This is a genomic window from Mycobacterium sp., from assembly GCF_025933915.1.
Lineage (GTDB): Bacteria > Actinomycetota > Actinomycetes > Mycobacteriales > Mycobacteriaceae > Mycobacterium.
On sequence record NZ_JAICZA010000007.1, the window covers coordinates 1 to 26,267 of the forward strand.

Annotated in this window: 28 protein-coding genes and 1 pseudogene; 11 read left to right on the top strand and 18 right to left on the bottom strand. The window is 68.1% G+C overall.

Features of this window, described 5'->3' with window-relative positions; genetic code table 11:
- Positions 1 to 1,975, top strand: a 1,975-nt coding sequence (locus tag Q0W90_RS01880) for a glutamate synthase-related protein (RefSeq protein WP_297772874.1), incomplete at its 5' end; no start/stop codon positions are given.
- Positions 1,968 to 3,443 carry a glutamate synthase subunit beta gene (locus Q0W90_RS01885; protein WP_297594033.1) on the top strand — a complete coding sequence of 492 codons (1,476 nt, stop codon included), beginning with the start codon at positions 1,968 to 1,970 and terminating at the stop codon, positions 3,441 to 3,443. The genes Q0W90_RS01880 and Q0W90_RS01885, both read left to right, overlap by 8 nt.
- Positions 3,444 to 3,844: 401 nt before the next feature.
- Here Q0W90_RS01885 and Q0W90_RS01890 read toward each other — a convergent pair whose 3' ends face one another.
- On the bottom strand, positions 3,845 to 4,696 hold the full coding sequence (locus Q0W90_RS01890; RefSeq protein WP_297594035.1) for an LLM class F420-dependent oxidoreductase: 852 nt from the start codon (positions 4,694 to 4,696) through the stop codon (positions 3,845 to 3,847).
- A gap of 51 nt (positions 4,697 to 4,747) precedes the next feature.
- Here Q0W90_RS01890 and Q0W90_RS01895 point away from each other — a divergent pair, with 51 nt between their 5' ends.
- Positions 4,748 to 5,188 carry a hypothetical protein gene (locus Q0W90_RS01895; protein ID WP_297594037.1) on the top strand — a complete coding sequence of 147 codons (441 nt, stop codon included), beginning with the start codon at positions 4,748 to 4,750 and terminating at the stop codon, positions 5,186 to 5,188.
- Positions 5,189 to 5,219: 31 nt separating this feature from the next.
- Positions 5,220 to 6,224 carry a PHP domain-containing protein gene (locus Q0W90_RS01900; protein WP_297697397.1) on the top strand — a complete coding sequence of 335 codons (1,005 nt, stop codon included), beginning with the start codon at positions 5,220 to 5,222 and terminating at the stop codon, positions 6,222 to 6,224.
- Between the two features lie 194 nt (positions 6,225 to 6,418).
- On the opposite strand, the gene dinB is transcribed toward Q0W90_RS01900, so the two are convergent.
- Both dinB and Q0W90_RS01910 read right to left on the bottom strand, forming a co-directional pair.
- Positions 6,419 to 7,645 (bottom strand): DNA polymerase IV, encoded by a 1,227-nt coding sequence (gene dinB / locus Q0W90_RS01905; protein ID WP_297594041.1) that lies wholly within the window; start codon positions 7,643 to 7,645, stop codon positions 6,419 to 6,421.
- Between the two features lie 23 nt (positions 7,646 to 7,668).
- Positions 7,669 to 8,310, bottom strand: coding sequence for a TetR/AcrR family transcriptional regulator (locus Q0W90_RS01910; protein ID WP_297594043.1), 642 nt, complete (start codon positions 8,308 to 8,310; stop codon positions 7,669 to 7,671).
- Between the two features lie 76 nt (positions 8,311 to 8,386).
- Here Q0W90_RS01910 and Q0W90_RS01915 point away from each other — a divergent pair, with 76 nt between their 5' ends.
- Entirely contained in the window at positions 8,387 to 9,856 is a 1,470-nt protein-coding gene (locus Q0W90_RS01915) for an NAD(P)/FAD-dependent oxidoreductase (RefSeq protein ID WP_297697396.1), read from the top strand.
- Here the strand turns inward: Q0W90_RS01915 and rraA are convergent.
- The 9 genes from rraA to Q0W90_RS01960 all read right to left on the bottom strand — a co-directional run bounded on the left by rraA (position 9,853) and on the right by Q0W90_RS01960 (position 15,461).
- Positions 9,853 to 10,338 carry a ribonuclease E activity regulator RraA gene (gene rraA, locus Q0W90_RS01920; protein WP_297594045.1) on the bottom strand — a complete coding sequence of 162 codons (486 nt, stop codon included), beginning with the start codon at positions 10,336 to 10,338 and terminating at the stop codon, positions 9,853 to 9,855. The two genes, Q0W90_RS01915 and rraA, sit on opposite strands and share 4 nt — an antisense overlap.
- A 26-nt stretch (positions 10,339 to 10,364) precedes the next feature.
- Positions 10,365 to 10,781 carry a nucleoid-structuring protein H-NS gene (locus Q0W90_RS01925; protein ID WP_297594047.1) on the bottom strand — a complete coding sequence of 139 codons (417 nt, stop codon included), beginning with the start codon at positions 10,779 to 10,781 and terminating at the stop codon, positions 10,365 to 10,367.
- A gap of 109 nt (positions 10,782 to 10,890) precedes the next feature.
- Positions 10,891 to 11,391 (bottom strand): copper resistance CopC family protein, encoded by a 501-nt coding sequence (locus Q0W90_RS01930; RefSeq protein ID WP_297594049.1) that lies wholly within the window; start codon positions 11,389 to 11,391, stop codon positions 10,891 to 10,893.
- Positions 11,388 to 12,029 (bottom strand): YcnI family protein, encoded by a 642-nt coding sequence (locus tag Q0W90_RS01935; RefSeq protein WP_297594051.1) that lies wholly within the window; start codon positions 12,027 to 12,029, stop codon positions 11,388 to 11,390. Before Q0W90_RS01935 ends, Q0W90_RS01930 begins: the two co-directional genes overlap by 4 nt.
- 28 nt (positions 12,030 to 12,057) lie before the next feature.
- Positions 12,058 to 12,714: a DUF6474 family protein gene (locus Q0W90_RS01940; protein WP_297772882.1), complete on the bottom strand. Its 657-nt coding sequence runs from the start codon at positions 12,712 to 12,714 to the stop codon at positions 12,058 to 12,060.
- A gap of 124 nt (positions 12,715 to 12,838) precedes the next feature.
- Positions 12,839 to 13,237 carry a transcriptional regulator gene (locus Q0W90_RS01945; protein ID WP_297594055.1) on the bottom strand — a complete coding sequence of 133 codons (399 nt, stop codon included), beginning with the start codon at positions 13,235 to 13,237 and terminating at the stop codon, positions 12,839 to 12,841.
- 559 nt (positions 13,238 to 13,796) lie between these two features.
- Positions 13,797 to 14,330, bottom strand: coding sequence for a peptidase (locus tag Q0W90_RS01950; protein WP_297594057.1), 534 nt, complete (start codon positions 14,328 to 14,330; stop codon positions 13,797 to 13,799).
- A 192-nt stretch (positions 14,331 to 14,522) separates the two neighbouring features.
- Positions 14,523 to 15,146 (bottom strand): superoxide dismutase, encoded by a 624-nt coding sequence (locus Q0W90_RS01955; RefSeq protein WP_297594059.1) that lies wholly within the window; start codon positions 15,144 to 15,146, stop codon positions 14,523 to 14,525.
- Between the two features lie 159 nt (positions 15,147 to 15,305).
- Positions 15,306 to 15,461, bottom strand: a complete 156-nt coding sequence (locus tag Q0W90_RS01960) for a hypothetical protein (RefSeq protein ID WP_297594061.1) — start codon at positions 15,459 to 15,461, stop codon at positions 15,306 to 15,308.
- Positions 15,462 to 15,921: 460 nt separating this feature from the next.
- On the opposite strand from Q0W90_RS01960, the gene Q0W90_RS01965 reads away from it, so the two are divergent.
- Both Q0W90_RS01965 and Q0W90_RS01970 read left to right on the top strand, forming a co-directional pair.
- Positions 15,922 to 16,968 (top strand): DUF4328 domain-containing protein, encoded by a 1,047-nt coding sequence (locus Q0W90_RS01965; protein WP_297594063.1) that lies wholly within the window; start codon positions 15,922 to 15,924, stop codon positions 16,966 to 16,968.
- Positions 16,969 to 16,972: 4 nt separating this feature from the next.
- Complete coding sequence (locus Q0W90_RS01970; protein WP_297594065.1) at positions 16,973 to 17,797, top strand: glycerophosphodiester phosphodiesterase; 825 nt, start codon at positions 16,973 to 16,975, stop codon at positions 17,795 to 17,797.
- 8 nt (positions 17,798 to 17,805) lie between these two features.
- On the opposite strand, the gene Q0W90_RS01975 is transcribed toward Q0W90_RS01970, so the two are convergent.
- Positions 17,806 to 18,999 (bottom strand): LCP family protein, encoded by a 1,194-nt coding sequence (locus tag Q0W90_RS01975; RefSeq protein WP_297697395.1) that lies wholly within the window; start codon positions 18,997 to 18,999, stop codon positions 17,806 to 17,808.
- Between the two features lie 166 nt (positions 19,000 to 19,165).
- On the bottom strand, positions 19,166 to 19,951 hold the full coding sequence (locus Q0W90_RS01980; RefSeq protein ID WP_297594121.1) for a DUF2470 domain-containing protein: 786 nt from the start codon (positions 19,949 to 19,951) through the stop codon (positions 19,166 to 19,168).
- A 92-nt stretch (positions 19,952 to 20,043) separates the two neighbouring features.
- Here Q0W90_RS01980 and pheA point away from each other — a divergent pair, with 92 nt between their 5' ends.
- Both pheA and Q0W90_RS01990 read left to right on the top strand, forming a co-directional pair.
- The gene (gene pheA, locus Q0W90_RS01985) at positions 20,044 to 20,994 is read left to right on the top strand and encodes a prephenate dehydratase (protein WP_297772889.1); all 951 of its coding nucleotides are present in this window, start codon (positions 20,044 to 20,046) and stop codon (positions 20,992 to 20,994) included.
- Complete coding sequence (locus Q0W90_RS01990; protein WP_297594071.1) at positions 20,991 to 21,677, top strand: histidine phosphatase family protein; 687 nt, start codon at positions 20,991 to 20,993, stop codon at positions 21,675 to 21,677. The genes pheA and Q0W90_RS01990 overlap by 4 nt, the downstream gene beginning before the upstream one ends.
- Before the next feature lie 8 nt (positions 21,678 to 21,685).
- Here Q0W90_RS01990 and Q0W90_RS01995 read toward each other — a convergent pair whose 3' ends face one another.
- The 3 genes and pseudogenes from Q0W90_RS01995 to Q0W90_RS02005 all read right to left on the bottom strand — a co-directional run bounded on the left by Q0W90_RS01995 (position 21,686) and on the right by Q0W90_RS02005 (position 23,659).
- Positions 21,686 to 21,877: a hypothetical protein gene (locus tag Q0W90_RS01995; protein ID WP_066991916.1), complete on the bottom strand. Its 192-nt coding sequence runs from the start codon at positions 21,875 to 21,877 to the stop codon at positions 21,686 to 21,688.
- A 6-nt stretch (positions 21,878 to 21,883) separates the two neighbouring features.
- Positions 21,884 to 22,278 (bottom strand): annotated as a pseudogene (locus tag Q0W90_RS02000) (metallopeptidase family protein); the annotation flags it as partial.
- Positions 22,279 to 22,282: 4 nt separating this feature from the next.
- On the bottom strand, positions 22,283 to 23,659 hold the full coding sequence (locus Q0W90_RS02005) for a septum formation family protein (RefSeq protein ID WP_297772892.1): 1,377 nt from the start codon (positions 23,657 to 23,659) through the stop codon (positions 22,283 to 22,285).
- A gap of 112 nt (positions 23,660 to 23,771) precedes the next feature.
- On the opposite strand from Q0W90_RS02005, the gene serS reads away from it, so the two are divergent.
- Positions 23,772 to 25,025 carry a serine--tRNA ligase gene (serS, locus tag Q0W90_RS02010; RefSeq protein ID WP_297594073.1) on the top strand — a complete coding sequence of 418 codons (1,254 nt, stop codon included), beginning with the start codon at positions 23,772 to 23,774 and terminating at the stop codon, positions 25,023 to 25,025.
- Here the strand turns inward: serS and Q0W90_RS02015 are convergent.
- Positions 25,022 to 25,507, bottom strand: coding sequence for a DUF2834 domain-containing protein (locus Q0W90_RS02015; protein WP_297594075.1), 486 nt, complete (start codon positions 25,505 to 25,507; stop codon positions 25,022 to 25,024). The genes serS and Q0W90_RS02015 overlap by 4 nt on opposite strands.
- A gap of 88 nt (positions 25,508 to 25,595) precedes the next feature.
- Between Q0W90_RS02015 and Q0W90_RS02020 the strand changes: the two genes are divergently transcribed.
- On the top strand, positions 25,596 to 26,243 hold the full coding sequence (locus Q0W90_RS02020) for a TetR/AcrR family transcriptional regulator (protein ID WP_297772896.1): 648 nt from the start codon (positions 25,596 to 25,598) through the stop codon (positions 26,241 to 26,243).
- Positions 26,244 to 26,267 lie beyond the last annotated feature (24 nt).

Consider the following 26,267-nt stretch of genomic DNA (forward strand, 5'->3'; position numbering starts at 1 on the left):
ACCGATCCCACTGGACGAGGTCGAGCCCGCCAGCGAAATCATCAAACGCTTCTCGACCGGGGCGATGAGCTACGGCTCGATCTCCGCGGAGGCGCACGAGACGCTGGCCATCGCGATGAACCGGCTGGGCGGTCGGTCCAACAGCGGCGAGGGCGGCGAGGACGTCAAGCGCTTCGACCGCGACCCCGACGGGTCCTGGCGGCGCAGCGCGATCAAGCAGGTCGCCTCCGGGCGGTTCGGTGTCACATCGCACTACCTGACGAACTGCACCGACATCCAGATCAAGATGGCCCAGGGTGCGAAACCCGGTGAAGGAGGCCAGCTTCCGGGGCACAAGGTGTACCCGTGGGTCGCCGAGGTCCGCCACTCCACGCCCGGCGTCGGCCTGATTTCGCCGCCGCCGCACCACGACATCTACTCCATCGAGGATCTGGCCCAGCTGATCCACGACCTGAAGAACGCCAACCCGGCCGCGCGCGTGCACGTCAAGCTGGTCTCCGAGAACGGCGTGGGCACGGTGGCCGCGGGTGTGTCCAAGGCACACGCCGACGTGGTGCTGATCTCCGGGCACGACGGCGGCACCGGCGCCACGCCGCTGACCTCGCAGAAGCACGCCGGCGCGCCGTGGGAGCTGGGTCTGGCGGAGACGCAGCAGACGTTGTTGCTCAACGGGTTACGCGACCGGATCGTGGTCCAGGTCGACGGCCAGCTCAAGACCGGCCGCGACGTGATGATCGCGGCGCTGCTGGGCGCCGAGGAATTCGGCTTCGCCACCGCTCCGCTGGTCGTAGCGGGCTGCATCATGATGCGGGTCTGCCACCTCGACACCTGCCCGGTCGGCGTGGCCACCCAGAACCCGCTGCTGCGGGAACGTTTTACCGGCAAGCCCGAGTTCGTGGAGAACTTCTTCATGTACATCGCCGAAGAAGTCCGCGAATACATGGCGCAGTTGGGGTTCCGCACCCTCAACGAGGCCGTCGGCCAGGTGAAGTCGTTGGACACCACGCTGGCGCGCGCCCACTGGAAGGCGCACCGGCTGGATCTGGGCCCGGTCCTGCACGAGCCGGAATCGGCGTTCATGAATCAGGACCTGTACTGCACCTCGCGTCAGGACCACGGTCTGGACAAGGCGCTCGACCAGCAGTTGATCGTGATGAGCCGCGAGGCGCTGGACTCGCAGAAGCCGGTACGCTTCTCCACCACGATCAGCAACGTCAACCGCACGGTGGGCACCATGCTCGGCCATGAGGTGACCAAAGCGTATGGCGGTCAAGGGTTGCCGGACGGCACCATCGACATCACCTTCGACGGCTCGGCCGGCAACAGCTTCGGCGCCTTCGTGCCGCGAGGCATCACCTTGCGCGTCTACGGCGACGCCAACGACTACGTCGGCAAGGGACTGTCCGGTGGGCGGATTGTCGTTCGGCCGTCGGACGACGCGCCGCAGGACTACGTGGCCGAGGACAACATCATCGGTGGCAACGTGATTCTGTTCGGCGCGACCAGCGGGGAGGCGTACCTGCGCGGCGTCGTCGGCGAGCGATTCGCGGTCCGCAACTCCGGGGCGCACGCCGTCGTCGAGGGCGTCGGGGACCACGGTTGCGAGTACATGACCGGCGGCAAGGTCGTCGTCCTCGGTCGCACCGGCCGTAACTTCGCGGCCGGTATGTCCGGCGGTGTGGCGTACGTCTACGACCCGCACGGCGAATTGTCAGGAAATCTCAACGCGGAGATGGTCGAGCTCGAGAGCTTGGATGAAGATGACAACGAGTGGTTGCACGGCATGATCCAGGGACACGTTGATGCCACCGATTCCGCTGTGGCTCAGCGCATTCTGAGTGACTGGCCAGAACAGCGGAAGCATTTCGTCAAGGTGATGCCGCGGGACTACAAGCGGGTGCTGCAGGCCATCGCCGAGGCGGAACGTGACGGCGTGGATGTGGACAAGGCGATCATGGCGGCCGCCCATGGCTGATCCAAGCGGCTTCATGAAATACACGCATCGGGAACTGCCGAAGCGCCGGCCCGTCCCGCTGCGGTTGGGCGACTGGAACGAGGTCTACGAGGAATTCGACAACGAGACCCTGCGTGAGCAGGCGACCCGCTGCATGGACTGCGGCATTCCGTTCTGTCACAACGGCTGCCCGCTGGGCAATCTGATTCCGGAGTGGAACGACCTGGTACGCAAGGACCAGTGGCGCGACGCCATCGAACGACTGCATGCCACCAACAACTTCCCGGACTTCACCGGTCGGCTGTGCCCGGCCCCCTGTGAGCCGGCCTGTGTGCTCGGCATCAACCAGCCCCCGGTGACGATCAAGCAGATCGAGTACGAAATCATCGAAAAGGCCTTCGCCGAGGGCTGGGTGCGGCCGCTGCCGCCGGAGAAGCTGACCGGGAAAAAGGTCGCCGTGGTCGGTTCCGGGCCGGCGGGTCTGGCCGCCGCTCAGCAGCTGACCCGCGCCGGCCACAGCGTCGTCGTCTTCGAGCGGGCCGATCGCATCGGTGGACTGCTGCGCTACGGCATTCCGGAATTCAAGATGGAAAAGCGCGTTGTCGACCGTCGGCTGGACCAGATGCGGGCCGAGGGAACCGAATTCCGGGCGGGCATCAACGTCGGGGTCGACATCACCGCGGAACAACTGCGCGCCGACTTCGACGCGGTGGTGCTGGCCGGTGGTGCGACCGCGTGGCGCGATCTACCCATTCCCGGCCGGGAATTGGACGGCATCCACCAGGCGATGGAGTACCTGCCCTGGGGCAACCGGCAGGCCTCGGGTGACCTCGGCGACGCCGAGATGGATGCGGACGGACAGCCGCCGCTCACCGCCAAAGGCAAGAGGGTCATCATCATCGGCGGAGGTGACACCGGCGCCGACTGTCTGGGCACCGTGCACCGGCAGGGCGCCATCGAGGTGCACCAGTTCGAGATCATGCCGCGCCCGCCGGAGACGCGCGCCCCGTCCACCCCGTGGCCGACCTACCCGCTGATGTACCGGGTCTCCGCGGCGCACGAAGAGGGCGGCAAGCGGGTGTTCTCCGTCAACACCGAGGAGTTCGCCGGCGAAGACGGTCACGTGACCGCGCTCAAGGCGCACGAGGTGACCATGGAGGACGGCAAGTTCGTCAAGGTGGAGGGTTCCGAATTCGAACTCGAGGCCGACCTGGTGTTGCTGGCGATGGGATTCGTCGGCCCCGAGAAGGAGGGCCTGCTCACCGAACTCGGGGTCAAGTTCACCGACCGCGGCAACGTCGCGCGCAGCGCCGACTTCGAGACGTCGGTTCCGGGCGTCTTCGTTGCCGGGGACATGGGTCGTGGCCAGTCCCTGATCGTCTGGGCGATAGCTGAGGGCCGGGCGGCCGCAGCGGCGGCGGACCGATTCATGATGGGTTCCACCGCACTGCCGGCACCCATCAAGTCGACCGCGGCACCGCTTCAGTAGTAACACCAGTCACACCAGAAACACAGCCGGTCGTCGTCGGCGCGTCTCCCGCAGTTTGCCAGATGGTAGGTGTCTAATAATCCTCTGTGAGCCCGCTCACAGGGGGGTCACACTGTTTCCCGGATGAACGGACCGACCGCAGGAGTGGTTCTTGTGCATATCCACCCAGTACCCCGGACTCGGATGGGGCGAATGGCCTGGTCATGGCTGCGTCACCCGGTGAAAAGTCGTGAGTTTCCCGCCAAGCACGAGCGGCTCGTAACCGCTCAGGACCTACTGCTCTTGGGCGCGTGACCGCCCGGGCGGCGCGCTTGCCGGCGCGCACTGGGTTTGCTCGGATCCCGGCGAACGGGATCTTCGCCTAAGAGTCTCAAGCGGGCCCGAAACCGGTGCACAGTTCGTCACTGCTCCACCAACCCCGAATCGCGGATCGCCTCGGCGAGCGGCTCCAGCACGGCGGGGTCGAACGGCGGGGGAAGGTAGACGATGCCCAGATCCAGCCCTTCGGCGGCGAGTCCGGCCGCGTCCTCGACGACCTTCCCGTAGTCGAGGTTTGGCTCCAGGCGCAGGTGGGCCGAGAGGGTGATCTCCTTCGGATCGCGGCCGATGTCCGCGCAGTGCGAGGCGAGAACGTCACGCTTGTGGGCGAAAACATCGGGCGGACCGCCAACGAAATTCCAGTGCTGCGCATAGCGGGCGGTGATCCGCAGCGTGCGCTTCTCCCCGCTGCCGCCGATGCAGATCGGCGGGTGCGGCCGCTGCGGTCCCTTGGGCTCGTTGCGGGCGCCCTTGAGCTGATAGAACCTGCCTTGAAAATCGGAGCAGTCGGTGGTCAAAAGGCGGGTCAGCACCTCACACGCTTCCTCGAAGCGGTCGAAGCGTTCCGTGATGCTGCCCAGCTCGATGCCGTAGGCGCCGGATTCCTCTTCGTTCCAGCCGGCGCCGATCCCCAGCTCGAGCCGCCCGCCCGAAATGATGTCGAGGGCGGCCGCCATGTTGGCCAGCACCGCGGGGTGGCGGTAGTGGATCCCGGTGACCAGGGTGCCCAGCCGCAACCGCTTGGTGGCCTGTGCCAGCGCCGTCAGCGTCGTCCAGCCCTCCAGGCATGGCCCGCTGCTGTCGGAAAAGATCGGATAGAAGTGGTCGAACGTCCACCCGGATTCGTAGACGTCGATGTCGTCGGCCACCTGCCAAACGGCCAGCATTTGTGGCCAGGTCGTGTTTTGCGGAGAAGTCTTGAACGCGAAGCGCATCTCGATCACGTTAGTGGATCTTTATGAAGGGCAACTAAGCTCGACTGCGCTATGACTACTGTTTGCGGTTCCCTCGGCATCGACACCAAGATCACCCTGCTGGCGGCGGGCCTGATCTTCCTTCTCGCGCTCGTTCTCGGCGTATGGAAATACCGCGAGATGATCACCTCCGACAACCACCTCGCGCATCCCTACGTCGACATCGCGCACCGGGCGGCGCTGCTGTACTCGTTCGCGACGCTGCTGCTGGCGGCATTCGTGCAATACAGCGCCTGGCCAGCGTGGGTGAACCTGACGGCGGCGGGGGTGGTGGTCTTCTTCTTCGTGGCGGCGATCGCGGCCTACATCGACCACGGAGCGCGGCGCGACACCGTCAACCAATTCGAGAACGCCGACGGGCGACTCAGGCTGGCGATGGTGCTGCTGATCATCGGGGAGATCGGCGGATTCACGGTGCTGCTCGCCGGATTCGTCGCCGGCCAGCTGGTGTGATCCGGGGAGGTCTGGCGGGCACACTGGAGTCATGGACCCGGTAGCGGCGCTGCGCCAGATCGCCTACTACAAGGACCGGAGCCGCCACGACCCCAGGCGGGTGATGGCCTATCGCAACGCGGCCGACGTCATCGAGGGCCTCGACGACGCGGCGCGGGAACGCCACGGTCAGGCCAACAGCTGGCAGTCGTTGCCTGGTATCGGTCCCAAAACCGCCAGGGTCATCGACCAGGCGTGGTCGGGTCGTGAACCCGACCTGCTGGTCGAACTCCGTTCTGGCGCCGAGGATCTCGGGGGCGGCGACATCCGTTCCGCGCTGCGCGGCGATCTGCATCTGCACTCGAACTGGTCGGACGGCTCGGCGCCGATCGAGGAGATGATGGCCGCGGCGGCCGCGCTGGGCCACGAATACTGCGCGCTGACCGATCATTCGCCGCGGCTGACCATCGCCAACGGTCTCTCGCCGGAGCGGTTGCGCAAGCAGCTCGACGTGATCGACGGGCTGCAGGACGAGTTCGCGCCGATGCGCATCCTCACCGGGATCGAGGTGGACATCCTCGACGACGGCAGCCTGGATCAGGAGCCCGAACTGCTGGAGCGCCTCGACGTCGTGGTGGCCAGCGTGCACTCCAAGTTGTCGATGGATTCGGCGGCGATGACCCGTCGCATGGTGCGCGCGGTGGAGAACCCGCACGCGGACGTGCTCGGCCACTGCACCGGCCGGCTGGTGTCCGGAAACCGCGGCATCCGGCCGGAATCCAAGTTCGACGCCGAGGCGGTGTTCACCGCATGTCGCGAGCGCGGCACCGCGGTGGAGATCAACTCCCGGCCCGAGCGGCGCGACCCGCCGACCCGTCTGCTCAACCTGGCGCTGGAGATCGGCTGCATGTTCAGCATCGACACCGACGCCCATGCGCCCGGACAGCTGGATTTCCTCGGTTACGGCGCCCAGCGCGCGCTGGATGCGGGCGTTCCCGTCGACCGGATCGTGAACACCTGGCCGGCCGAGCGGCTGCTGGAGTGGACGGCGAATTAGTCGCCTGTCGCACATCCTGTCGATCAACGACTCCCGTGACGGCTCTTGGTGCCCGCGGAAATGACAAGTCCTCCAAGGCTTCCCATCGCTGCGAGGGCGCCGCCGACAGAGGCTTTGGCCGTGTCCCGCTTCGACACGTCAGTGCGACCTGGAAGCGAAGCCAGCCACGCGAGTGCGTGGTCGCGTTCCTTCGATCAGTCGGGTGGGTGCGGCATGTCGAAGCCCGCATCGCGGCCCAACAAGACCGCGGGGGTGAGCGCCGATTTGCCATAACGCCGGCGCACCCGGTCGATGGCCGCGTCGATGTCGTCGCCGGCCGCGCGGCGGTTCGGTTCGCCGAACGGCAGCATCAGCTGCTGGGCGCCGCTGCGGTCGATGCCCGCCACCGCGAAGCCGACCAGCGTCAAACCGCGCTGCGCGATCATCGGCGCGGCGCCGGCAACCAGCTGCCGCGCGGTGGACAGGATGGGTGCCGTGGACGACGTGGCCCACGGCATGGTGTGTGACCGGGTCGCCCGGGTGAAGTCGTCGAAGCGCAGCCGCAGCACCACCGTGCGACCGGTGCGCCCGGCGGCGCGCATGCGACCCGTGATGCGGTCGATCAGGTTGACCACAACGGCGTCAATCTCATTGGGCGACATGGTGTTACCGGGGCGGCCCAGCGCCCGCTGGGCGCCGACGGAGCGACGCCGAACGCCGGTGGTGACCCGGCGGCGATCGATATTGCGGGCCAGCGCATACAGCTGGCGACCCATCGCGCCGCCCACCATCGAGCCCAGCGTCGACTCGCTGAGCTCGGCGACGTCAGCGACGGTCACGATGCCGTGTGCGTGCAGCTTCTCGGCCGTCACCGCGCCCACGCCCCACAGCCGGCGCACCGGCAATGGCCGCAAAAACGTCAACTCCCGATCGGGCGGCACCAGCAGCAGCCCGTCGGGCTTGGCCTCCTGGCTGGCGACCTTGGCGAGGAACTTCGTCCGGGCGATCCCCACGGTGATCGGTAGCCCGACCCGGTCGCGCACGTCGGCGCGCAGCCGCTCGGCAATCGCCGCCGGCGTGCCGCTGACCCGGCGCAGCCCGCCGACGTCGAGGAAGGCCTCGTCCACCGACAGCGCCTCCACGATCGGGGTGCAATCGCGGAACACCTCGAAGACGGCGTCACTGGCGCGGCTGTAGGCGCTCATCCGCGGCGGCACCACCACCGCGGCCGGGCACAGCCGCCGCGCCTGCGCGCCGCCCATGGCCGTCCGAACGCCGTAGGCCTTGGCTTCGTAACTCGCGGCCAGAACCACCCCGCCGCCGACGATCACCGGGCGGCCGCGCAGCGTCGGGTCGTCGCGCTGTTCGACGGACGCGTAGAAGGAATCGAGGTCCGCGTGCAGGATGTCGGCTGTTTGAATACGCGAGCTCCGCACGAACATATGTTCGCACGCGGCTCCGACAGCTAGCCGGATTCGCCGTAGATGCTGCTGACCCAGATGTGGGTGAGGGTGTCGACGACGCGGTCCTCGTCCACCGCGGGTGTCTCGGCGGAGAGCGCGGCCATCATGCTGCGCTCGTTCATCTGGTTCAGCGATGTGGCGAGGTCGGCGGCGGGAATGGTGTCGGGCGCCGCGCCGCGCTCGCGTTCCGCCGTGATCATGGCCGCCGTCTGGTCGATCCACTTCTGCATGAACCCCGACCACACCGACCGCAACTCCGAGCTGGTGGCCAGCGCCTCGGTGGCGGCGCGAGCCAGCGGGCGGTGCGAGCTGAAGGCGGTGAAGAACGCCTTGATCCCGTTGCGCCACACCCGCCGCGGGTCGGCGGGCAGCCGCTGCACGGCGCCGTCGAACTCGGCATCGGCGCGCGCGATGACCGGCTCGAGCAGCGACAGCACCACCGCCTCTTTGGACTTGAAATAGAAGTAGAACGTGGGCCGGGACAGGCCGGCGCCCTTGGCCAGGTCGTCGACCGAGATGCCGGCGAACGGTCGCGTTTCGAGCAGCCGCTCGGCGGTGGCGAGAATGGCCTGCTCACGCTCGTCGCCCGAGGGGCGGATGGGGCGGCGGCCCCGCAGGGCGCGAGTCTGGCCGACGGAAGTCACAAACGCCACTTTACACCCTGTTGAAATTCTCGACACTGTGTTGACCCACTCGACGCAGCGTTGATAGCGTGGGGGTATGACTGAGCACCTTGACGTCCTCATCGTGGGCGCCGGCATCTCCGGCGTGAGCGCGGCCTGGCACCTGCAGGAACGCTGCCCGACAAAGAGCTACGCCATCCTCGAACGCCGCGCCGACCTCGGCGGCACCTGGGACCTCTTCCGATACCCGGGCATCCGATCCGACTCGGACATGTTCACCCTCGGCTTCCGGTTCAAGCCCTGGCGTTCGGCGAAGTCGATCGCCGACGGCGCGTCGATCAAGGCCTACATCAAGGAGGCCGCGGTCGAGAACCGGATCGAGCCGCGCATCCGCTACAACCACCGGGTGGTGGCCGCCGACTGGTCCGACGCCGACAACCGCTGGACGCTGACCGTCGAAAACGACGGCCGCCAGACCGAGATGACGTGCTCGTTCCTGTTCGCCTGCACCGGCTACTACAACTACGACGAGGGGTTCTCGCCCTCCTTCCCGGGCTCGGACGACTTCGGCGGCACCATCGTCCATCCGCAGCACTGGCCGGAGAATCTCGACTACGCGGGCAAGCGAATCGTCGTCATCGGATCCGGCGCCACCGCGATCACACTGATTCCCGCCCTGGTGAACTCTGGCGCCGGTCACGTGACGATGCTGCAGCGCTCGCCGACCTACATCGGGTCGCTGCCCGGGGTCGATCCCTTCGCCGAGAAGGCCAACCGGCTGCTGCCGGAGCGCCTGGCGCACATGGCCAACCGCTGGAAGGCCATCGCGTTCAGCACTTTCCAGTACCAGCTGTCCCGCAAGGCCCCCGCCTACATGCGCAAGACGTTGATGACGATGGCGCAGCGGCGCCTGCCGCAGGGCTACGACGTCGAAAAGCACTTCGGCCCGCGCTACAACGTCTGGGACGAGCGGTTGTGCCTGGCGCCCGACGGCGACTTCTTCCGGACCATTCGGCACGGCAAGGCCGACGTCGTCACCGACACCATCGATCGGTTCACCGAGTCCGGCATCAGGCTCATCTCGGGTCAGGAGTTGCCGGCCGACATCATCGTCACCGCAACGGGATTGAACATGCAGTTGCTGGGCGGGGTGAAGCCGACCCGCAACGGTGAGGACGTCGACCTGACCTCGTTGATGACCTACAAGGGCCTGATGTTCTCCGGTGTGCCGAACTTCGCCATCACCTTCGGATACACGAACGCATCCTGGACGCTGAAGGCTGACCTGGTCTCCGAATTCGTGTGCCGGTTGCTGAATTACATGGACGCCAAGGGTTTTGACTTCGTGGAGCCGCAGCACCCGGGCGACGACGTCGGCGAGCTGCCGTTCATGGACTTCAGTCCCGGCTACTTCCGGCGTTCGATGCACCTGCTGCCCAAGTCGGGGTCGCGGGCGCCGTGGCGGCTCAAGCAGAACTACTTCGTCGACATGCGCACGATCCGGCGTGGCAAGGTCGACGACGAGGGCCTGAAGTTCGCGAAAAAGCCTGCGCCGGTAGCGGTTTAGCGGCTCGTGGTGACGACGACTATCCCGTCTTCGTCGCTGTAGGCGATCTCGCCCGGCACGAACGTCACACCGCCCAGGGTGACTTCGACGTCGCGTTCGCCGGCACCGGTCTTGGTGCTCTTGCGAGGATTGGTGCCCAGCGCCTTGATGCCGATGTCCATGCCCCGCAGTGCGGCGGCGTCACGCACCGCACCGTTGACGATGAGCCCGGCCCAGCCGTTGGAGCGTGCGAGCTCGGCGATGACGTCGCCGACCAGCGCGGTGTGCAGCGAGCCGGCACCGTCGACCACCAATACCCCGCCGTCACCCGGCTCCGAGAGCACCGACTTCAGCAGCGCGTTGTCCTGAAAGCAGCGCACGGTGCTGATCGGCCCGGCGAATTCGGCCCGCCCGCCGAGCTGGCGGAATTGCACGTCGCAGCTGCGCACATCGGGACCGATGCTGTCGACGAGGTCGGCGGTCGGCCGGAATGGCACCGTCACTTCTGACACGTTAAACGCCTGCGCGCTCAGCGACGGCGCAGCTGGCGGATGAGCAGGATGGCCAGCAGGCTGACGGCCAGGGCAACGATCAGCGGCACCGGGGATTGACCCACTGCGGGGCCCGCAACGGTGGGAGAGACCGGGTTGTTGGCGGCGTCCACCGTGGACTTCGCCTGTGCGGCGGCATCTTTGGCGGCAGCGGTGAGATCACCATTGGTTTCCGCACGCTGTTGCGCGTTGGCCGCGGGTTCGGTGTTCTTGACGGGCGCCTTCTTGGCCGGCGCCTTTTTCGCGGGCGCTTTCTTGGCCGGCGCCTTTTTCGCAGGTGCTTTCTTGGCGGGCGCTTTCGCGGCCTTTTTCGCCGCCTTGGCGGGGGGCTTCTTCTCCGGCGGAGTGCCGGCACCGTCGGGCGCGCTGTCGGTTGGGTCCTGCGGGTCTGCCATGCGGCCGCTCCTTGAGCTTCCTCTGTCGTCGTTTCCCTAGCTCACCGAGTTCTCGCCCCCATCATGCCAGGACGCGTCACGGCACCTCGGTCACCGGTCGCCGCACCGATCACCGTCTGCGCCGCACCGCCCACCAGACACCGCCGGCGACGAGCGCCAGCGCGGCCGCGACGAACGGCCAGACGGGCACGTCTGCGCCGTCACCGCCGCCGGCGGCGGGCCGCCCGGGCGTGCCGGTGCCGGGCACCGTGAGCTGAAACGACCAAGAGCCGGACACCACGTGGCCGTCCGCGGAGGTCACCCGGTAGTTCACCGTGTACGTGCCGGCCGGCCCCAGTGGGCCTAGGGCGGTGCTGACCACCGCGCCTTGCACGGTGGGCTCGCCGGTGGACCACAGGTTGCCGTCCGGCCCGACGACCGTCATGGCGGCGAACGTGGTCTGCAACTGCTCGCTGAAGGTCGCGCTGACCCGCTGCGGTGCGGTCGCGAGCACCGCATTGACCGCGGGGTCGGTGGATACCCGCGTGGCGTGCGCCGACGCGGCCGGCGCGCTGAGGGTGGCAAGCACGAACATCGCGCTGACGCACGCGCCCACCGCCAGCCGTTTCATGGCCGGCGGCGGATCAAGGCGATCGCGGCACCCAGCGCGGCGATCACCAGCGCGATGCCACCCAACAGTCGAGCGGTGCCGTCGGCCTGGCTGGGCGTCGCATGGTGTGGGTGGGGCGCCGCCGGTCCGTTGGCAAGGATGAGCATGGGCACCGGGTGTTCCGGCTCGCCGCCGTCGGACAGCGGCGGCTGATCCCATTTCACGGCGGTCCCGTCGGCGTAGGTCTGCGTGGCCGGAAAGCTGACGCTATCGGTGTCGGGCAACTTCACGGATAACCGGAACAGCGCGAATTGGTCCGCGGCGATCCCCCCGTTGGGGGCGGCCGTCCATGTCACCGAACGGACGGCACCGGACGCCGCGTCTCGGTCGAGGCGGGCCGCCCAGCCCGGCATGCTTTCGGCGCGTGCCGATGCGACGTTGGGAAGGGTGACGGTCAGCGCGGTAGTGGCGGCCCCGGTGTTCGACTCGTTGGGCACCTGGAAGGTGACGAGGGCCATGGCGCCGCGCACCGCGTTGTCGCTGCTGGCGTGGACGTGTGCCCAGGCGGCGGGACTCTGCATCGCCGATCCGAACGCGAGGACGACGACCGCACCGACCGCGAGGAGGATGCGCGGGATCCACCTGCCGTGGACTGACATTGCGGGGGGTTGCCTTTCGTGCGGGCGGTCAGCTCAACCCGAGGCGGGCCATCAGGTCCGCCTCGATGCCTTCGAGCTGCGACGAGATCGCGGTGTGCGCCGCCCGGCGCCGTGCGGCGGGCAGATTCTCCGCGGCGGTCACCGCCGCCGACAGATCGGTGAGCCGTTCGGTGATGGCGCCCACGAACTGCTTGGTCTCGGTGTCCTTGGGCTTCTTGTCCTGCACCATCCGCAACGATTTTTCCGCCCCGGCGATTCGGGCCGACAGCTGGGCGCCCTGTCCGGAGAACTGGCCGATCTGAGCCAGCGGAATCCCGAGCCTATCCGCGCGGCGCTGATCGATCAGCGCGCGCGCCGACACGGCTAAGCGGTAGATCACCGGCGTGAGGATCGGCGCGAGGAGCCGCGACACCGTGAGCACGCGACGGATCCGTGTCGGCGAAAAGATCTTGCCCTCCCGTGCCGCCTTGAGTTGGGCCTCAGCGACTTTCAACGCATTGCGGTCACTGTCGTGTTGCGCCTTGAGCTGAGCCCTGAGCGCCTTGTTCTCCGCCCGTTGAGCGGATTTGGCGCGGCGAACCTCGTTCTTCGCGGCCAGCTTGGCCTCGAGCTTCGCGCGGGCCTTGATCGCGCGGGCTTCGGCGCGACGCGTCGCGCGGCTCTTTCGCTTGCCGAACAGGCCCATTCCCGGCCGCCTCCCGGTATCTCGCTGGCAATTGTTGAGCCAACCCTAATCGGAATGGCCGGGCGGTAACCCCCCAGGGCTGGACAAACCGCCCCGGAAGGCTGCTGTCAGGCGTGGGCGGGCGCTAGGCGTCCAGGTGCTCCGTGCGGCGCAGTTCGTTGACCCGCGCCATGACCTCGCGCTGGGCCTCGGGAGACAGCTCCGCCGTGCGCACCGCGATGCGGCGCACACTGTCGTCGCGCGTCGTGGCCAGCCACGACAATTCCTTGTCGAGCTTCTCGTAGTACTCGTCGTCGGTGAAGTACGCCGGCTTGATGCGGAAGAAGTTCGCCAATGCGGCCATCGTCGTCGAGGACGGGTTGGTGCGGTTGCCGGAACGCAACTGAGACAGGTAGGGAGCCGACATCGTTACGCCCTCCGCCTTGAGCGCCGCGATCACTTCCGCGGAGGTGTGCGGCCCGCGTCCGGGCGGATACACCGTGTCGAACAGGCGGTTCAGGCGAGCAGCGAACGTCGTGCTCATTGATATGACCTCCACGGGGCTGTAGAAGTGAACTATTACCTAGGTGTATTTGCTGATCATGGTAGCGAGGCTTGGTAAGGGTAACCAGGTGCAAACCCCGAAGGATTCCCGGCCGGCATAGCTGACGCTCACCATCTGCCCACTTGACGAGCGTCTAACTGATTCGCTGGGGTGTCCATAAAATCCATGGAACTCACAGGTTACCCGCAGAATCAGACACCGGTCCCGAGGTGGCGGGCGGGCATCCTCGTGGGGGACACGGTGAGCACCCGGGCGGTGCAGGGCGATTGCACCGCAACGGGCCGGCACGCCGGCCCGATCTAGGACGCCATTTGCTACCGGGTGCGAAACGGGACCGGGGAGAGCGCGACGGAACCCCCGCGTTCGCCTGGCGGACGCCGATGGTCGAGGGGTCGTTAACTTAGCCGGCGCGGGGGGCGGACTTGTCGCTCATCTCGGCGAGCGCGAGGGGCGACGCCACCTTCGGGACCGCGAATCATCGTTCGCGAACCCTCGCGACGTCTCGGATTCGAGTGCTGAACTCGTTTGCGCGTTTTCGCTATGCGGCGAGAAGCATCGCCAGAATTGCCGTGTCGGGATGGCTGATCGGGTCGACGCCCACTCGGCTCACCATCGAGGTGATGGTGCCGTCGGCTTCTGCCTCCACCCAAGCCGCGCGGTGTTCCAGCCCCAGGTAGGGCAGTCCGGGCAGTAATACGCATCCCGATGCCGCCCCCGTGCATTCGGGCAGCGACGGCGTTGTCTCCGACGGAGGATGCAGCATGAGTAGCGCGGGGGGCTGATGGTCCGAGAAATAGCCTGGCTGGATTGCTGATTCACCGCAGACCGTGCCCTCGGCCAGCACCAGGCCGACGGTTCCGGGCTCGGGTTCGTCGGGCAATTCCTCGCGGGCGCCGAACACCGTTGTGGTGGAAAGCAATCCGGGCAGGGACGCGATCCTCACCGCGACCATGAGCAGCTGGGCCCACTCTTTGGTCGAATCGGGCCAACGCCCGGAGATCACGAAGCCCTTCAGGGCACCGCGCGAATGGAACGGGGATACCCCGATAGGCCGATCCGACCCAGTTTCCATCTCGACCTCCGCGCGACCCCTCCGTCTGGAATAACCACACTGGTAGCTCGAATAATTAAGCATGCCTGCGGATTAGGCCTCATGCAACGCGACACGGTGGCATCCCAGATTTCACATGCGGCCATTCTGGGCCGGACAAACGACTGGGGCGCCGCGCAATCCGCGCGACGCCCCCGCCGATCGAAATGAAAGTCAGCCGAAAATCAGGCCCTGGGTCTTCGAGGTCGCAGCCGCGTAGCGCTTCTGCACGTCTGCCCAGTTGACGACGTTCCAGAACGCCTTGACGTAGTCCGCCTTAACGTTCTTGTACTGCAGGTAGAAGGCGTGTTCCCACATGTCGACCTGCAGCAACGGAATGATGCCGAGCGGAACGTTGGCCTGCTGGTCGTAGAGCTGGAAGGTCAGTAGCCTGCCGCCGAGGGTGTCATAGCCCAGCACTGCCCAGCCCGACCCCTGCAGGCCGTTGGCGGCGGCGCTGAACTGCGCGCGGAATCGGTCGAAGGATCCGAACGCGTCGTCGATCGCGGCGGCCAGGTCGCCGGTCGGCTTGTCGCCGCCGTCCGGCGACAGGTTCTTCCACCAGATCGAGTGGTTGACGTGGCCACCCAGGTGAAAGGCCAGGTTCTTCTCGTTCAGGAAGATCGCAGCGTGATCCTCGTTGCCACGGGCCTCTTCGAGCTTGGACAGAGCGTCGTTCACGCCCTTGACATATGCGGCGTGGTGCTTGCTGTGGTGGATCTCGTTGATCTGACCTGAGATGTGCGGTTCCAACGCTGCATAGTCCCAGTCCAAGTCGGGCAGGGTGTATTCAGCCACGGCGTTCCTTTCCTTCGGTGGATTCGTCGGTGATTATCGGCCGCCCAGTCGCGCGGGCTGCCACGCGGCGGTCAATCGTAGATAACCCTGCTCCATGACCGCGCACACCGCAAGGACGGCCCCTGTTGAGCCGTGGGGCGGATACCCGCTCGGGGTCGTTCAGAACAAGACGATGACCGCGAGGACCGCCAGCAAGGCCAACGCGATCAATCCCGCGCGCAGCGCGGCGACGCTGTAGCTGTGATTCCACGCGGGCGAGCCGCAATACGAGTTCGACGGGGCGGGTGGGCCCGGACCGAACGAATGCGTGGCCATCAATCGCCTTTCCCGCTTCACCCCGCGTAGTGAGGTGAGTCACAAACACTTTCGCGAACGCGATCATAGCGCTTTGTGGCGAGGTTGAAAAATAATTCTCTGAGCTGCGGGTTTGCGACAGATGGCGAGGTACGGCGTCAAGTTCGACGGAGCGGGGACCCTTACCGGTGCGCTGCGGGGCGAGTGCTTAGCCCGCCAATCCATTTCGCTCGGCGACCGCTCCCGGCCGCCGATGACATGAGTACAACACCGCGACCTTATCCACAGTTAGATCACGGCTTGGCGCCAGAGGCTGTAGCGATGGCTTCGTATACCCCCCGGGCATGTGTGGATAAACCTGTGGAAACTGTGGATAGCCTGCGGGCGCCGATACGTTGCCCGACCCGCGCGAGCCTCGTCGATACCCGGCCGTCGCGCCGCTCCTCCGCGGCCCGCATCGTCGCGGCGCTAGTCTGGTCCGGTGATCCAGGTGTGCTCCCAGTGCGGCACCCGCTGGAACGTGCGCGACCGGCAACGCGAGTGGTGTCCCCGCTGCCGCGGCGCCCTGATGGTGCCCATACCGGAGTCGCCGCCGGCCGACCCGCGATGGAGCACTGCGGGCGCCCCGCCCCCAACCGGACCGCGCCCGGCTCCGGGGTGGCAGCGCACGTCACCGCGGCTGCCGCCCGGTTATCGCTGGATCGCGGTGCGTCCCGGCGCGGCGCCGCCGGCCAGACACGGCCGGCGCCCCCTCGGGCCCACGCCGCGCTACCCGGTGATGCCGCGCTGGGGATTGGCGGACCGCGTCGAGCCCGCGCCCGCCGCTGGCGAAGCGCCCGCGCCACCGGGCCCCTCGGCGCAGCTCGTCCGCACCACGTCATTCGTGAGCGTGCTGGTCCTCGGCATTGCCGCCCTCGTCTACGTCGTCCGCTATGCGCTGCTGGTGATCAACCGGACCACATTGCTGGACTCGTGGGTGGCCATCGGTGCCGACTGGCTCGGCGTGCTCGCCAGCGTGGGCGCGGCCGCGGCGGTGATCGCCTCCGGCGTGGTGCTGATCCGGTGGATGATCGCGCGGCGCGCCGCCGTGCTCGCCCATCACGGCCTGCCCGAGCCGCGCTCCACGCGGGCACTGTGGGCCGGCTGCGTCGCGCCGCTGGCCAATCTGCTGTGGGCCCCGGTGTATGTGATCGAGCTGGCGCTGCTCGAGGACCACTGGGCCCGGCTGCGACGGCCCATCCTGCAGTGGTGGCTCGCGTGGATCTGCAGCTACGCCGTATCCATCTCGGCGATCGCGACCAGCTTCGTCACCGACGCCCAGGGCATCGCCAACAACACCGCCCTGATGGTCGTCGCCTACCTGTTCGCCGCCGCCACCCTGGCCGCCGCCACCCGCATTTTCGAGGGATTCCATCGCAAACCCGTCGCGCGGCCCGCGCACCGCTGGGTCATGGTTCCCGACGACGGGGCTGCGGCCCCGGCTTCGACTGACCCAGTTGAGTTCGACGGGCAGGAACCGGCAGCATAGGGATATGACGTGGGCCGACGAGGTGCTCGCCGGGCACCCCTATGTCGTCGCCCACCGCGGCGCTTCGGCGGCGCGCCCCGAACACACGCTGGCCGCCTATGATCTGGCGCTCAAAGAGGGCGCCGACGGCGTGGAATGCGATGTGCGGTTGACCCGCGACGGTCATCTCGTGTGCGTGCACGATCGCCGGCTGGACCGGACCTCCACCGGAGCCGGCTTGGTCAGCACGATGACCCTCGCTCAGCTGCGCGAGCTGGAGTACGGGGAGTGGCACGACAGCTGGCGCGAGGACGGCGCCCACGGCGATACCAGTTTGCTGACGCTGGATGCGCTGGTTTCGCTGGTGCTGGATTGGCATCGTCCGGTGAAGCTTTTCATCGAAACCAAGCACCCCGTCCGGTACGGCTCGCTGGTGGAGACCAAACTTCTGGCGTTGCTGCACCGCTTCGGCATCGCCGCACCCGCCTCCGCCGACCGCTCCCGCGCGGTGGTGATGTCGTTCTCGGCGTCCGCGATTTGGCGGATCCGGCGCGCCGCGCCGCTCCTGCCCACGGTGCTGCTGGGCAAGACCGCTCGCTACCTGACCAGCGGCGCGCCCACCGCCGTCGGCGCCACCGCCGTCGGGCCTTCGCTGCTGACGTTGAAGGAATATCCGCAACTGGCGGACCGCGCCATCGCCCAGGGCAGGGCGGTGTACTGCTGGAACGTCGACGAGTACGACGACATCGATTTCTGCCGCGACGTCGGAGTGGCCTGGCTGGCCACTCACCACCCGGGCCGCACCAAGGCCTGGCTGCGGGGCGACTCCGCGGGCCAGGTCAGCATCTAGTTCGACCGCTACTGCTGGCCATCTCGCGCGGCGGGAGGCACGTGCGCGTCGGTGGCCAACGCCTGGAACAACCGGGCTGCCTCATCGTGATCCCACACCACCACCGCGCCCACGTCACCGCTGGTGAACTCCCCGATCGGGACGGTGACGCTGGTGGTGGATCCACGCAACGCCCAGCCGAGCCGGGCCAGATCCCACGCGTGGTCATCCTGGTCGACGGTCAGGGCGTCAGCGGCGGCACGGGGCACCGAATACCAGCGCCACGGGTTGAGCCACACCGCCGGGCTGCCGGCACGATGCAGCAGCTCCGCCACGAACTGGCGTTCATTGGCCATCCGGTCCAGATCCGCCCGCGGGGTGGCCCGCGTCCGGACGTATCCGAGGGCGTGGCGACCGTCGAGGGTCTGGCAGCCGGCCGGCAGGTCGATGCCGGCTAACGGGTCGCTGACCGGTGCCTTCGGGCACACCGTCACCCCGCCGAGCGCATCCACCACGGCGGCGAACCCGCCGAACCCGATCTCGGCGTAGTGATCGATGCGCAAGCCGGTCGCCTTTTCCACCGTGCGGGCCAGTAATTGCGCGCCGCCCATCGCGAACGCGGCGTTGATTTTGTCCTTGCCGTGATCCGGGATCGGCACATAGGAGTCGCGCGGTATCGACACCATCGTCGCCGGAACCGCGGACCCGACGCCCGGCACGTGAACCAGCAGGATCGTGTCGGTTCGACCATCGCCGATGTCGCCGCCCGTGGCCAGATCCTGTTGCTGCTCGACGCTGAGATCCTGACGACTGTCCGAGCCGACGATCAGCCAGTTGGTGCCGCGGCCGGGCCCGGGGCGCTCGGGATACTCGGCGAGCACCCGCTCGCGGTGCAGTTTGGTGTCGAACCAGACGGCCCCGGTGACGACGCCGGCGCCGACCAGCAGCACGCCCACCAGCAGGGCCGAGAGCACCGTTCGGACCCACCGGCGCCGCCGGCGGGACGCCTTCGGCGCGCGTGGTGGTGGTGGGGGTTGTCGCGGTGGTGGGGGGACGGCCGCGGGGGCCTGCGGCGTCGGCCGCTGCAGCGGCTGGGTCTCCGCGGTCGGCGACGGCGGCGGGGCGCCCGCGCGGCGAATCACCTGGGGCGGCTCGCGGCGCGGTGGGACCGGTGGGCCCCGCCGTGCGGGCCGCCGACGCTGCGGTGCGCGGTCGCCGTTCACCCGGCTAACGTACGTGGCCGGCGCCCGCCGCGCCGGTTCGCCGCGATCTCGGCTAGGCCAATTGCCCTACTCCTCCTCACCCCGCTACGCGGGCTGCATCGTCGCAGGGCTAGGCCAATTGCCCTACTCCTCCTCACCCCGCTACGCGGGCTGCATCGTCGCAGGGCTAGCCGCGCGCCCGCAACCCGTTCATGAAGGGGCACCCCATCAGCACTCGGATGGCCTGGCGCAGTCCGGTCATGTCGTCCACCGGCTTGTGGAACGGCAGCCGGACGTCGTGGTCTCGGTCGGTGCCCTCGACGCGGAACCGCACACCGTAGCGGTCGAGGCCCAACGGCCGCACCTGCCCGCGCCGCAGCGGCGCGGGCAGCCGGGAGACCAGTCGCGCCACGACGTCGCTGTGGGCGGTGTCCAAATGCCACAACAGGCTCGACTCGAGCGCGCAGAACGGGTCGGGCCGGGCCGCCAGAAGATCGTCCACGGTGACCGGCTCCGCGCCGGTCGCATCGGTGACCACGACCGACGCGATCTCGAGCCGCAGCAGCGTGTACCGCTGCTCTCCCGCACCGGAGGGCGCACACCTCGGGGTGTCGACTCCCAGCAGTGCCGGATTCGGGCATTCGGCGGCGACCGCGTCGAGCGTGGTGAGGATCTCCGCCGCGGGCACCTCCCGCAGGCACCCGCGCACCCACACCAGCGAACGGACCGGTTCGCGCAGCGGGAGCGGCGCGTAATCGGTCAGCTCCAGCAGCGCTGGGGATCCCGCGACGGGCCGCTCGCGTTCCCGGTCGACGGGAAGCGCCAGCGCGAAGGAGCCGTTGTCCATCAGGTGGTGTACGGGCGTGGGGACCGGGTCGTCATGCTCGATCGCCAGGAGTGCGCCGCCGGCGCGCGCGCACGCGCTGCGAATCCGTTCGGCGGTGGTCGGGGCGTGGCAGCTCAGCGGTAACACTATTCTCATCCTTTGATTAGGTAAGCCTAAGTTAACTTATGCCGGGTGGCGTCGCAAGGGTTTTCTGTCCTGCGCGCCGCTAGGGTTGGGACGTGGCCCGCATCGCTTACCTCGGTCCGGCAGGGACCTTCACCGAGGCGGCGCTGCGACAGATCACCGCCGCCGGTTTGGTTCCCGAACGGGGGCCCGACGGCGTGCAGCCGTCGCCGGTCGACAGCACCTCCGCGGCGTTGGACGCGGTGCGCGACGGCGCCGCCGACTACGCATGCGTCCCGATCGAGAACTCGATCGACGGTTCGGTGACCCCAACCCTGGACAGCCTGGCCATAGGTTCGCCGCTGCAGGTCTTCGCCGAGACGACGCTGGACGTCGCGTTCAGCATCGTCGTCAAAGCGGGACTCCGGGCCGCCGACGTGCACACGTTGGCGGCCTTCGGGGTGGCGGCGGCTCAGGTGCGGCAGTGGGTGGCCGCCAACCTGGCCGATGCCGAACTGCGGCCGGCGTACTCCAATGCCGACGCCGCTCAGCAGGTGGCCGAGGGGCGGGTCGACGCCGCCGTGACCTCGCCACTGGCCGCCACCCACTGGGGGCTGGACACCCTGGCCGACGGTGTGGTCGACGAACCCAACGCCCGCACCCGCTTCGTTCTGGTCGGGCTGCCCGGGCCCGCACCGGCCCGCACTGGCGCCGACCGGACATCGGTGGTACTGCGGATCGACAACGCGCCCGGCGCCTTGCTGGCCGCGCTCGCCGAGTTCGCCATCCGGGGCATCGACCTGACCCGAATCGAATCCCGGCCGACCAGAACCGGACTCGGCACCTACCGGTTTTTCGCCGATTGCGTGGGGCACATCGACGACGACGCCGTCGCCGAGGCACTCAAGGCGTTGCACCGTCGTTGTGCCGATGTGAGATACCTGGGATCTTGGCCCACCGGCTCCCCCGCCGGGGCGCTGCCGCCGTCCGCCGAGGAGGCGTTGCGCTGGCTGGCGCGGGTGCGGGACGGAAAGCCCGAAGAGCCCGCCGGGGGGTCGCACCGGTGAGCGGGCGCTTGATCCTGGTGCGGCACGGCCAGTCTTACGGAAACGTCGAGCGCCGGCTCGACACGCGTCCGCCCGGGGCGGAACTGACACCGCTGGGCCGCGACCAGGCTCGGGCGTTCGCCCGCGGGTCGGGCCACCCGGCGATGCTCGCGCACTCGGTGGCCACCCGGGCCTCGCAGACCGCGGCGGTGATCGCGGGCCAGCTCGCGATGTCCGCGATCGAGATGCCCGGCATCCATGAGGTGCAGGTCGGCCGGCTGGAAGACCGCAACGACGACGACGCGGTCGCGGAGTTCAATGCCATCTACGACCGTTGGCATCGGGGCGAGCTCGATGTGGCGCTACCCGGTGGCGAAACCGGCAGCGACGTGTTGGACCGCTACGTGCCGGTGCTCACCGACCTGCGCCTGCGCTACCTCGACGACGACGACTTCCACGGTGACATCGTGGTCATCAGCCATGGCGCGGCGATCCGGTTGGCCGCCGCCGTGCTGGCCGGCGTGGAGGCCGACTTCGCGCTGGACAATCATCTCGACAACACCGAATCGGTGGCCTTGAGCCCCGTCACCGACGGGCGGTGGAGTTGCGTGCGCTGGGGAACGTTGACGCCGCCTTTTTATCCGGAGGCCGAGGCGACCCCGGTCGCGGACGCGGTGCGGTCAAGCACCGACCCGATGGGCTGACACCTCGATCAGACGGCCAGCGCGACCACTTCGGTGCAGGCACAGCCGACGGCGTCGCAATCGATGACGAAGGCGTGCGGCAACAATTCGGGGCTGAAGCAGTCCGGCTCGGTGCACTCCGACCGGTGCAGTGCGTGGCGAATGATGGTGCCGTGACAGTGATCTAAGCCTGCCCGGCAGTCGCGGCAGTCAGTGCTCATAAGTGAGTTCATAGCACCCGCCGCGGACAAATCCGGGACGCCGCGCCCAGTCAGGCCCAGCCCAGTTCGTGCAGCCGGTCGTCGTCGATGCCGAAGTGGTGAGCGATTTCGTGGATCACCGTGATCGCCACCTCCTCGACGACCTCGGCCTCGGACTCGCACGCGTCCAGCAGCGCCTCGCGGTAGATGGTGATGGCGTCCGGCAGCGCACCGGAGTAGTCGGAGTCGCGTTCGGTCAGCGCCACCCCCTCGTACAGTCCGAGCAGTTCGGCTTCCTCGGGATGGCGGCTTTCGACGAGGACGACGACGTTATCCATCGCAGCGGCCAGCTCGGGCGGTATCAGGTCGAGGGCGTCGGAGACCAGTTCGTCGAACCGCTGCGGATCCATCCGCACGGACACCCCGCTAGCCCCCCGGTGGGGGTTCGGCCGGCGGGGGCGGCGGGGGCGGCGGTGCCTCGGGTGCGGGGTTCGCGGGCGGTGCGCCGTTGTCCGCCGGCGGCGGCTGCGGCGCTTGCTGGACGGGAGCCTGCTGTTCGGGGGCTTGCTGGGGTTGCTGGGGTTGCTGGGGCTGCGGCACCACCGGTTGCTGCCCGGGGAGGTGCTGATTGTTGGGCGGGATCTCCGGCGGGGCGGCGGACTGGTCGGACGGCGCCTGCGCCGGGACCTGGAGCGGAACCGGCGGGATCGTGAGCCGCTCTTCGGGAATGTCGGGGGGCGGTACCGGGGGCTGGCCGTTGATCAGCAGCTGGCCCTTGGCGCTGTTCAGCAGGGTGGCCCAGCCCCCGTTGCCCAGCGTCGCGCCGATGCTGCAGGCCACCTCGCGGCTGCCGGCCGTCCAGCTGGACAGCGGCACCGTGGGATAGATCAGCGTCAGGGTCGTGGTGCGCAGCTTGACCGGCGCCAGGTACGCGTCCGTCATCTTGGTGCACGAATCCTTGATGAAGCCATCCTGGTCCGGCTCGGCGGGCAGGGCGTCGGGAAACTTCTCGGCCAGGTTGACCGTGCCGGTGACCTGCATCGCGTGCGGGACCGCACAGTCGACCGGCACATCGGTCGGCTGATTGGTCGCCGGATCGATCCCCAGGCAGGTGCCGGCCGGCCAGACCTTGGACTGGTCGACGTCGGCGACCTTGCCCTTGAACGGCTGCTGCTGGTTGTTCATGCCGGGCAGTTGCAGGCCGCACAGCATGCGGCGGTCGCCGGACTGGCGCCAGGCGCGGTCGCCGGGCCACAGCAGGCTGACCGTGAATTTGCTGTTCGGATCGAACTTGAGTCCCAGATAATTACGGACGGCGGCCTCGCACTGTTCCTGGGTGATCTGCTGGATGCGGGCGGGCGTCGGGGGCGCGGCGCTGGGCCCGTACTCGGAGCCCGGGAACGTCCGCATATCAATGGATTCGGCGACTTCAAACTTGTGATCATCGCCGCAGTCGACGATTTTCGCCGACTCCGGGGTGGTGTCGGGCCACATCAGGCATTCCCCGCGGGAGGCGCGGTTGAGGGCGGCGTCGCTCTTGGCCCCGGTGCTGCGCACGGGGCTGCTGTCGAGGAGCCGTCCCGATCCGGTGCCCACCGGGATGGCGGTGACCAGCCCGGCGATCAACAGGCCGCCGAGCGCGGTCAGCAGCAGCGCCCGCCTGGTCGCCCGGGCCTGCAGGCTGCGCGGCCACAAGAAGGCGGGCGACCGCTGTGCGGACGGCCCATCGGCCGAGGCGGCGGGCGTCTCGACTGCGGGGCCTTCCGAAAGTTCCTTCTCGGGCGCTTGCGACATCGGCTCCATTCTGACAGGACCACCTGAGGCGCGTGACAAAAGTTACGGATGTGAGTCCTGGGCCGGCGAAGGGCGGACGCTCCGCCCGGCGGCCGGAGCCGGTGAAAGTAGTCTCAGGGCCGTGATCGACCTGAAGCTGCTCCGGGAAGACCCCGACGCCGTGCGCCGCTCCCAACTCAGCCGCGGTGAAGACCCGACGTTGGTGGACGCCCTGCTGTCGGCCGACGCCGCGCGCCGGGCCGCGATCTCGTCCGCCGACGCGCTGCGGGCCGAACAGAAGTCCGCCAGCAAGAGCGTGGGTGCCGCGTCGCCCGACGAGCGCCCGGCGTTGCTGGCGCGCGCGAAGGGACTGGCCGAGCAGGTAAGGGCCGCCGAGACCGCCCAGACCGATGCGGAGGCGAAGTTCACCGCGGCGCACATGGCGATCTCGAACGTCGTCATCGACGGCGTTCCGGCCGGCGGCGAGGACGACTTCGCCGTCCTCGACATCGTCGGTGAGCCCCGGGCGATCGACAACCCCAAGGACCACCTGGAGCTAGGCGAGTCGCTGGGTCTGATCGACATGCAGCGCGGCGCCAAGGTGTCCGGCTCGCGGTTCTACTTCCTCACCGGTCAGGGGGCGCTGCTCCAGCTCGGCCTGCTGCAGTTGGCGCTGCGGCTGGCCGTCGAGAACGGATTCACCCCGATGATCCCGCCGGTGCTGGTGCGCCCGGAGGTGATGGCCGGCACCGGATTTTTGGGCGCGCACGCCGACGAGATCTACCGGGTCGAGGCCGACGACCTCTACCTGGTGGGCACCTCGGAGGTGCCGTTGGCCGGCTACCACTGGAACGAGATCCTGGACCTGTCCGGTGGCCCACTGCGGTACGCGGGCTGGTCGTCGTGCTTTCGCCGCGAGGCGGGCAGCTACGGCAAGGACACCCGGGGCATCATCCGGGTGCATCAGTTCGACAAGGTCGAAGGCTTCGTCTACTGCACGCCCGACGAGGCCGAGGCCGAACACCAGCGGCTGCTGGGCTGGCAGCGCGAGATGCTGGCGCGCATCGAGGTGCCGTATCGGGTGATCGACGTGGCCGCAGGCGATCTCGGCTCGTCGGCCGCCCGCAAGTTCGACTGCGAGGCGTGGGTTCCGACGCAACAGGCCTACCGCGAGCTGACGTCGACGTCGAACTGCACCACGTTCCAGGCGCGCCGGCTGACCACCCGCTACCGCGACGAGAACGGCAAGCCACAGACCGCGGCCACGCTCAACGGCACGCTGGGTACCACCCGCTGGCTCGTGGCGATCCTGGAGAACCACCAGCGGCCCGACGGCAGTGTGCGGGTTCCCGAGGCGCTGGTGCCATTCGTCGGCACCGAAGTGCTGGAGCCTTAGGCGTTTACCGTCGCGCGGTCCTGCTCGTGCCGGCGCTGGCGTTCCATCGTCGCGAAGTAGAACGCGAACGCGAACGCGAAGCTGGTGAACAGGCTCGACACGAAGTACAGCCAGGGGTGGCGCAGTCCGCGCCGGTAGCCGTCCACGATCGTAAAGATCGGCAGCAGAATCACATTCGCGATCGTGTAGTCCTGGCTGGCCGAGCTGGCGGCCGGGTTGGTGAACATCAGCTTGATGTACTCGGCCCAGCTTCCGTGTTCGCCCCAGAGCGGATTGGTGGATCCGTGCGAGTACTCGTGCACGAAGGTGATGTTGAAGTACCAGCCGAGCGCGACGGAGACGATGCCGACGACGTAGTACACGATTTCCATCGGCGAAAAGAATGGGCCGTTGGCCGGCCGGGCGAAGACCTTTGAGTTCGACCGGACGATCCAGGTGATGACCGCCAGTCCGAGCACCGCGTGAGTGAGTAGCGAGACCATGGGCGCAGTCTCACCCGCGCCCCAAAGTTTTGTCAATATTGACACAACAAGTCGAATGACAAATCCGATGTCTTGATACGTTACTGAGATGGTCAGGCCCGCTCAGACGGTGCGCAGCGAACGCACTCGCGAAGCGTTGCGCCAGGCCGCCGTGGTGCGATTCCTGGCCCAGGGCGTCGAAGACACGTCGGCCGAACAGATCGCCGCCGACGCCGGAGTGTCGCTGCGGACGTTCTATCGCCACTTCAGCTCGAAGCACGATCTGTTGTTCGCCGATTACACCGGGCTGCACTGGTTTCGCGCGGCCCTGGACGCCAGGCCGGCCGACGAACCGATCATCGACTCGGTGCAGTCGGCCATCTTCTCGTTCCCGTATGACGTCGACGCGGTCACCAAGATCGCCGCACTGCGCCAAGGCGAGCTCGACCCCGGCCGCATCGTCCGCCACATCCGGGAGGTCCAGGCCGACTTCGCCGACGCCATCGCGGCACAGTTGCAACGGCGTGGCCGCGGGACCAACGGCGCCGCGGAGCCGACGGCGGACCTGCGGGTGCGCACCGCGGTGACCGCGCGGTGCATCGCCGCCGCCGTCTTCGGCGCGATGGAGGTCTGGATGGTCGGCGACGACCGGTCTCTCGGCGAACTCGCGCGGTTGTGCCACGCGGCACTGGAGTCGCTGCGAGCGGGGATCACCGACTCCTGGATCACCGCGACAACGCGTCAAGTTTCGTCATAATTGACAAAACTTGACCGTCGTGCG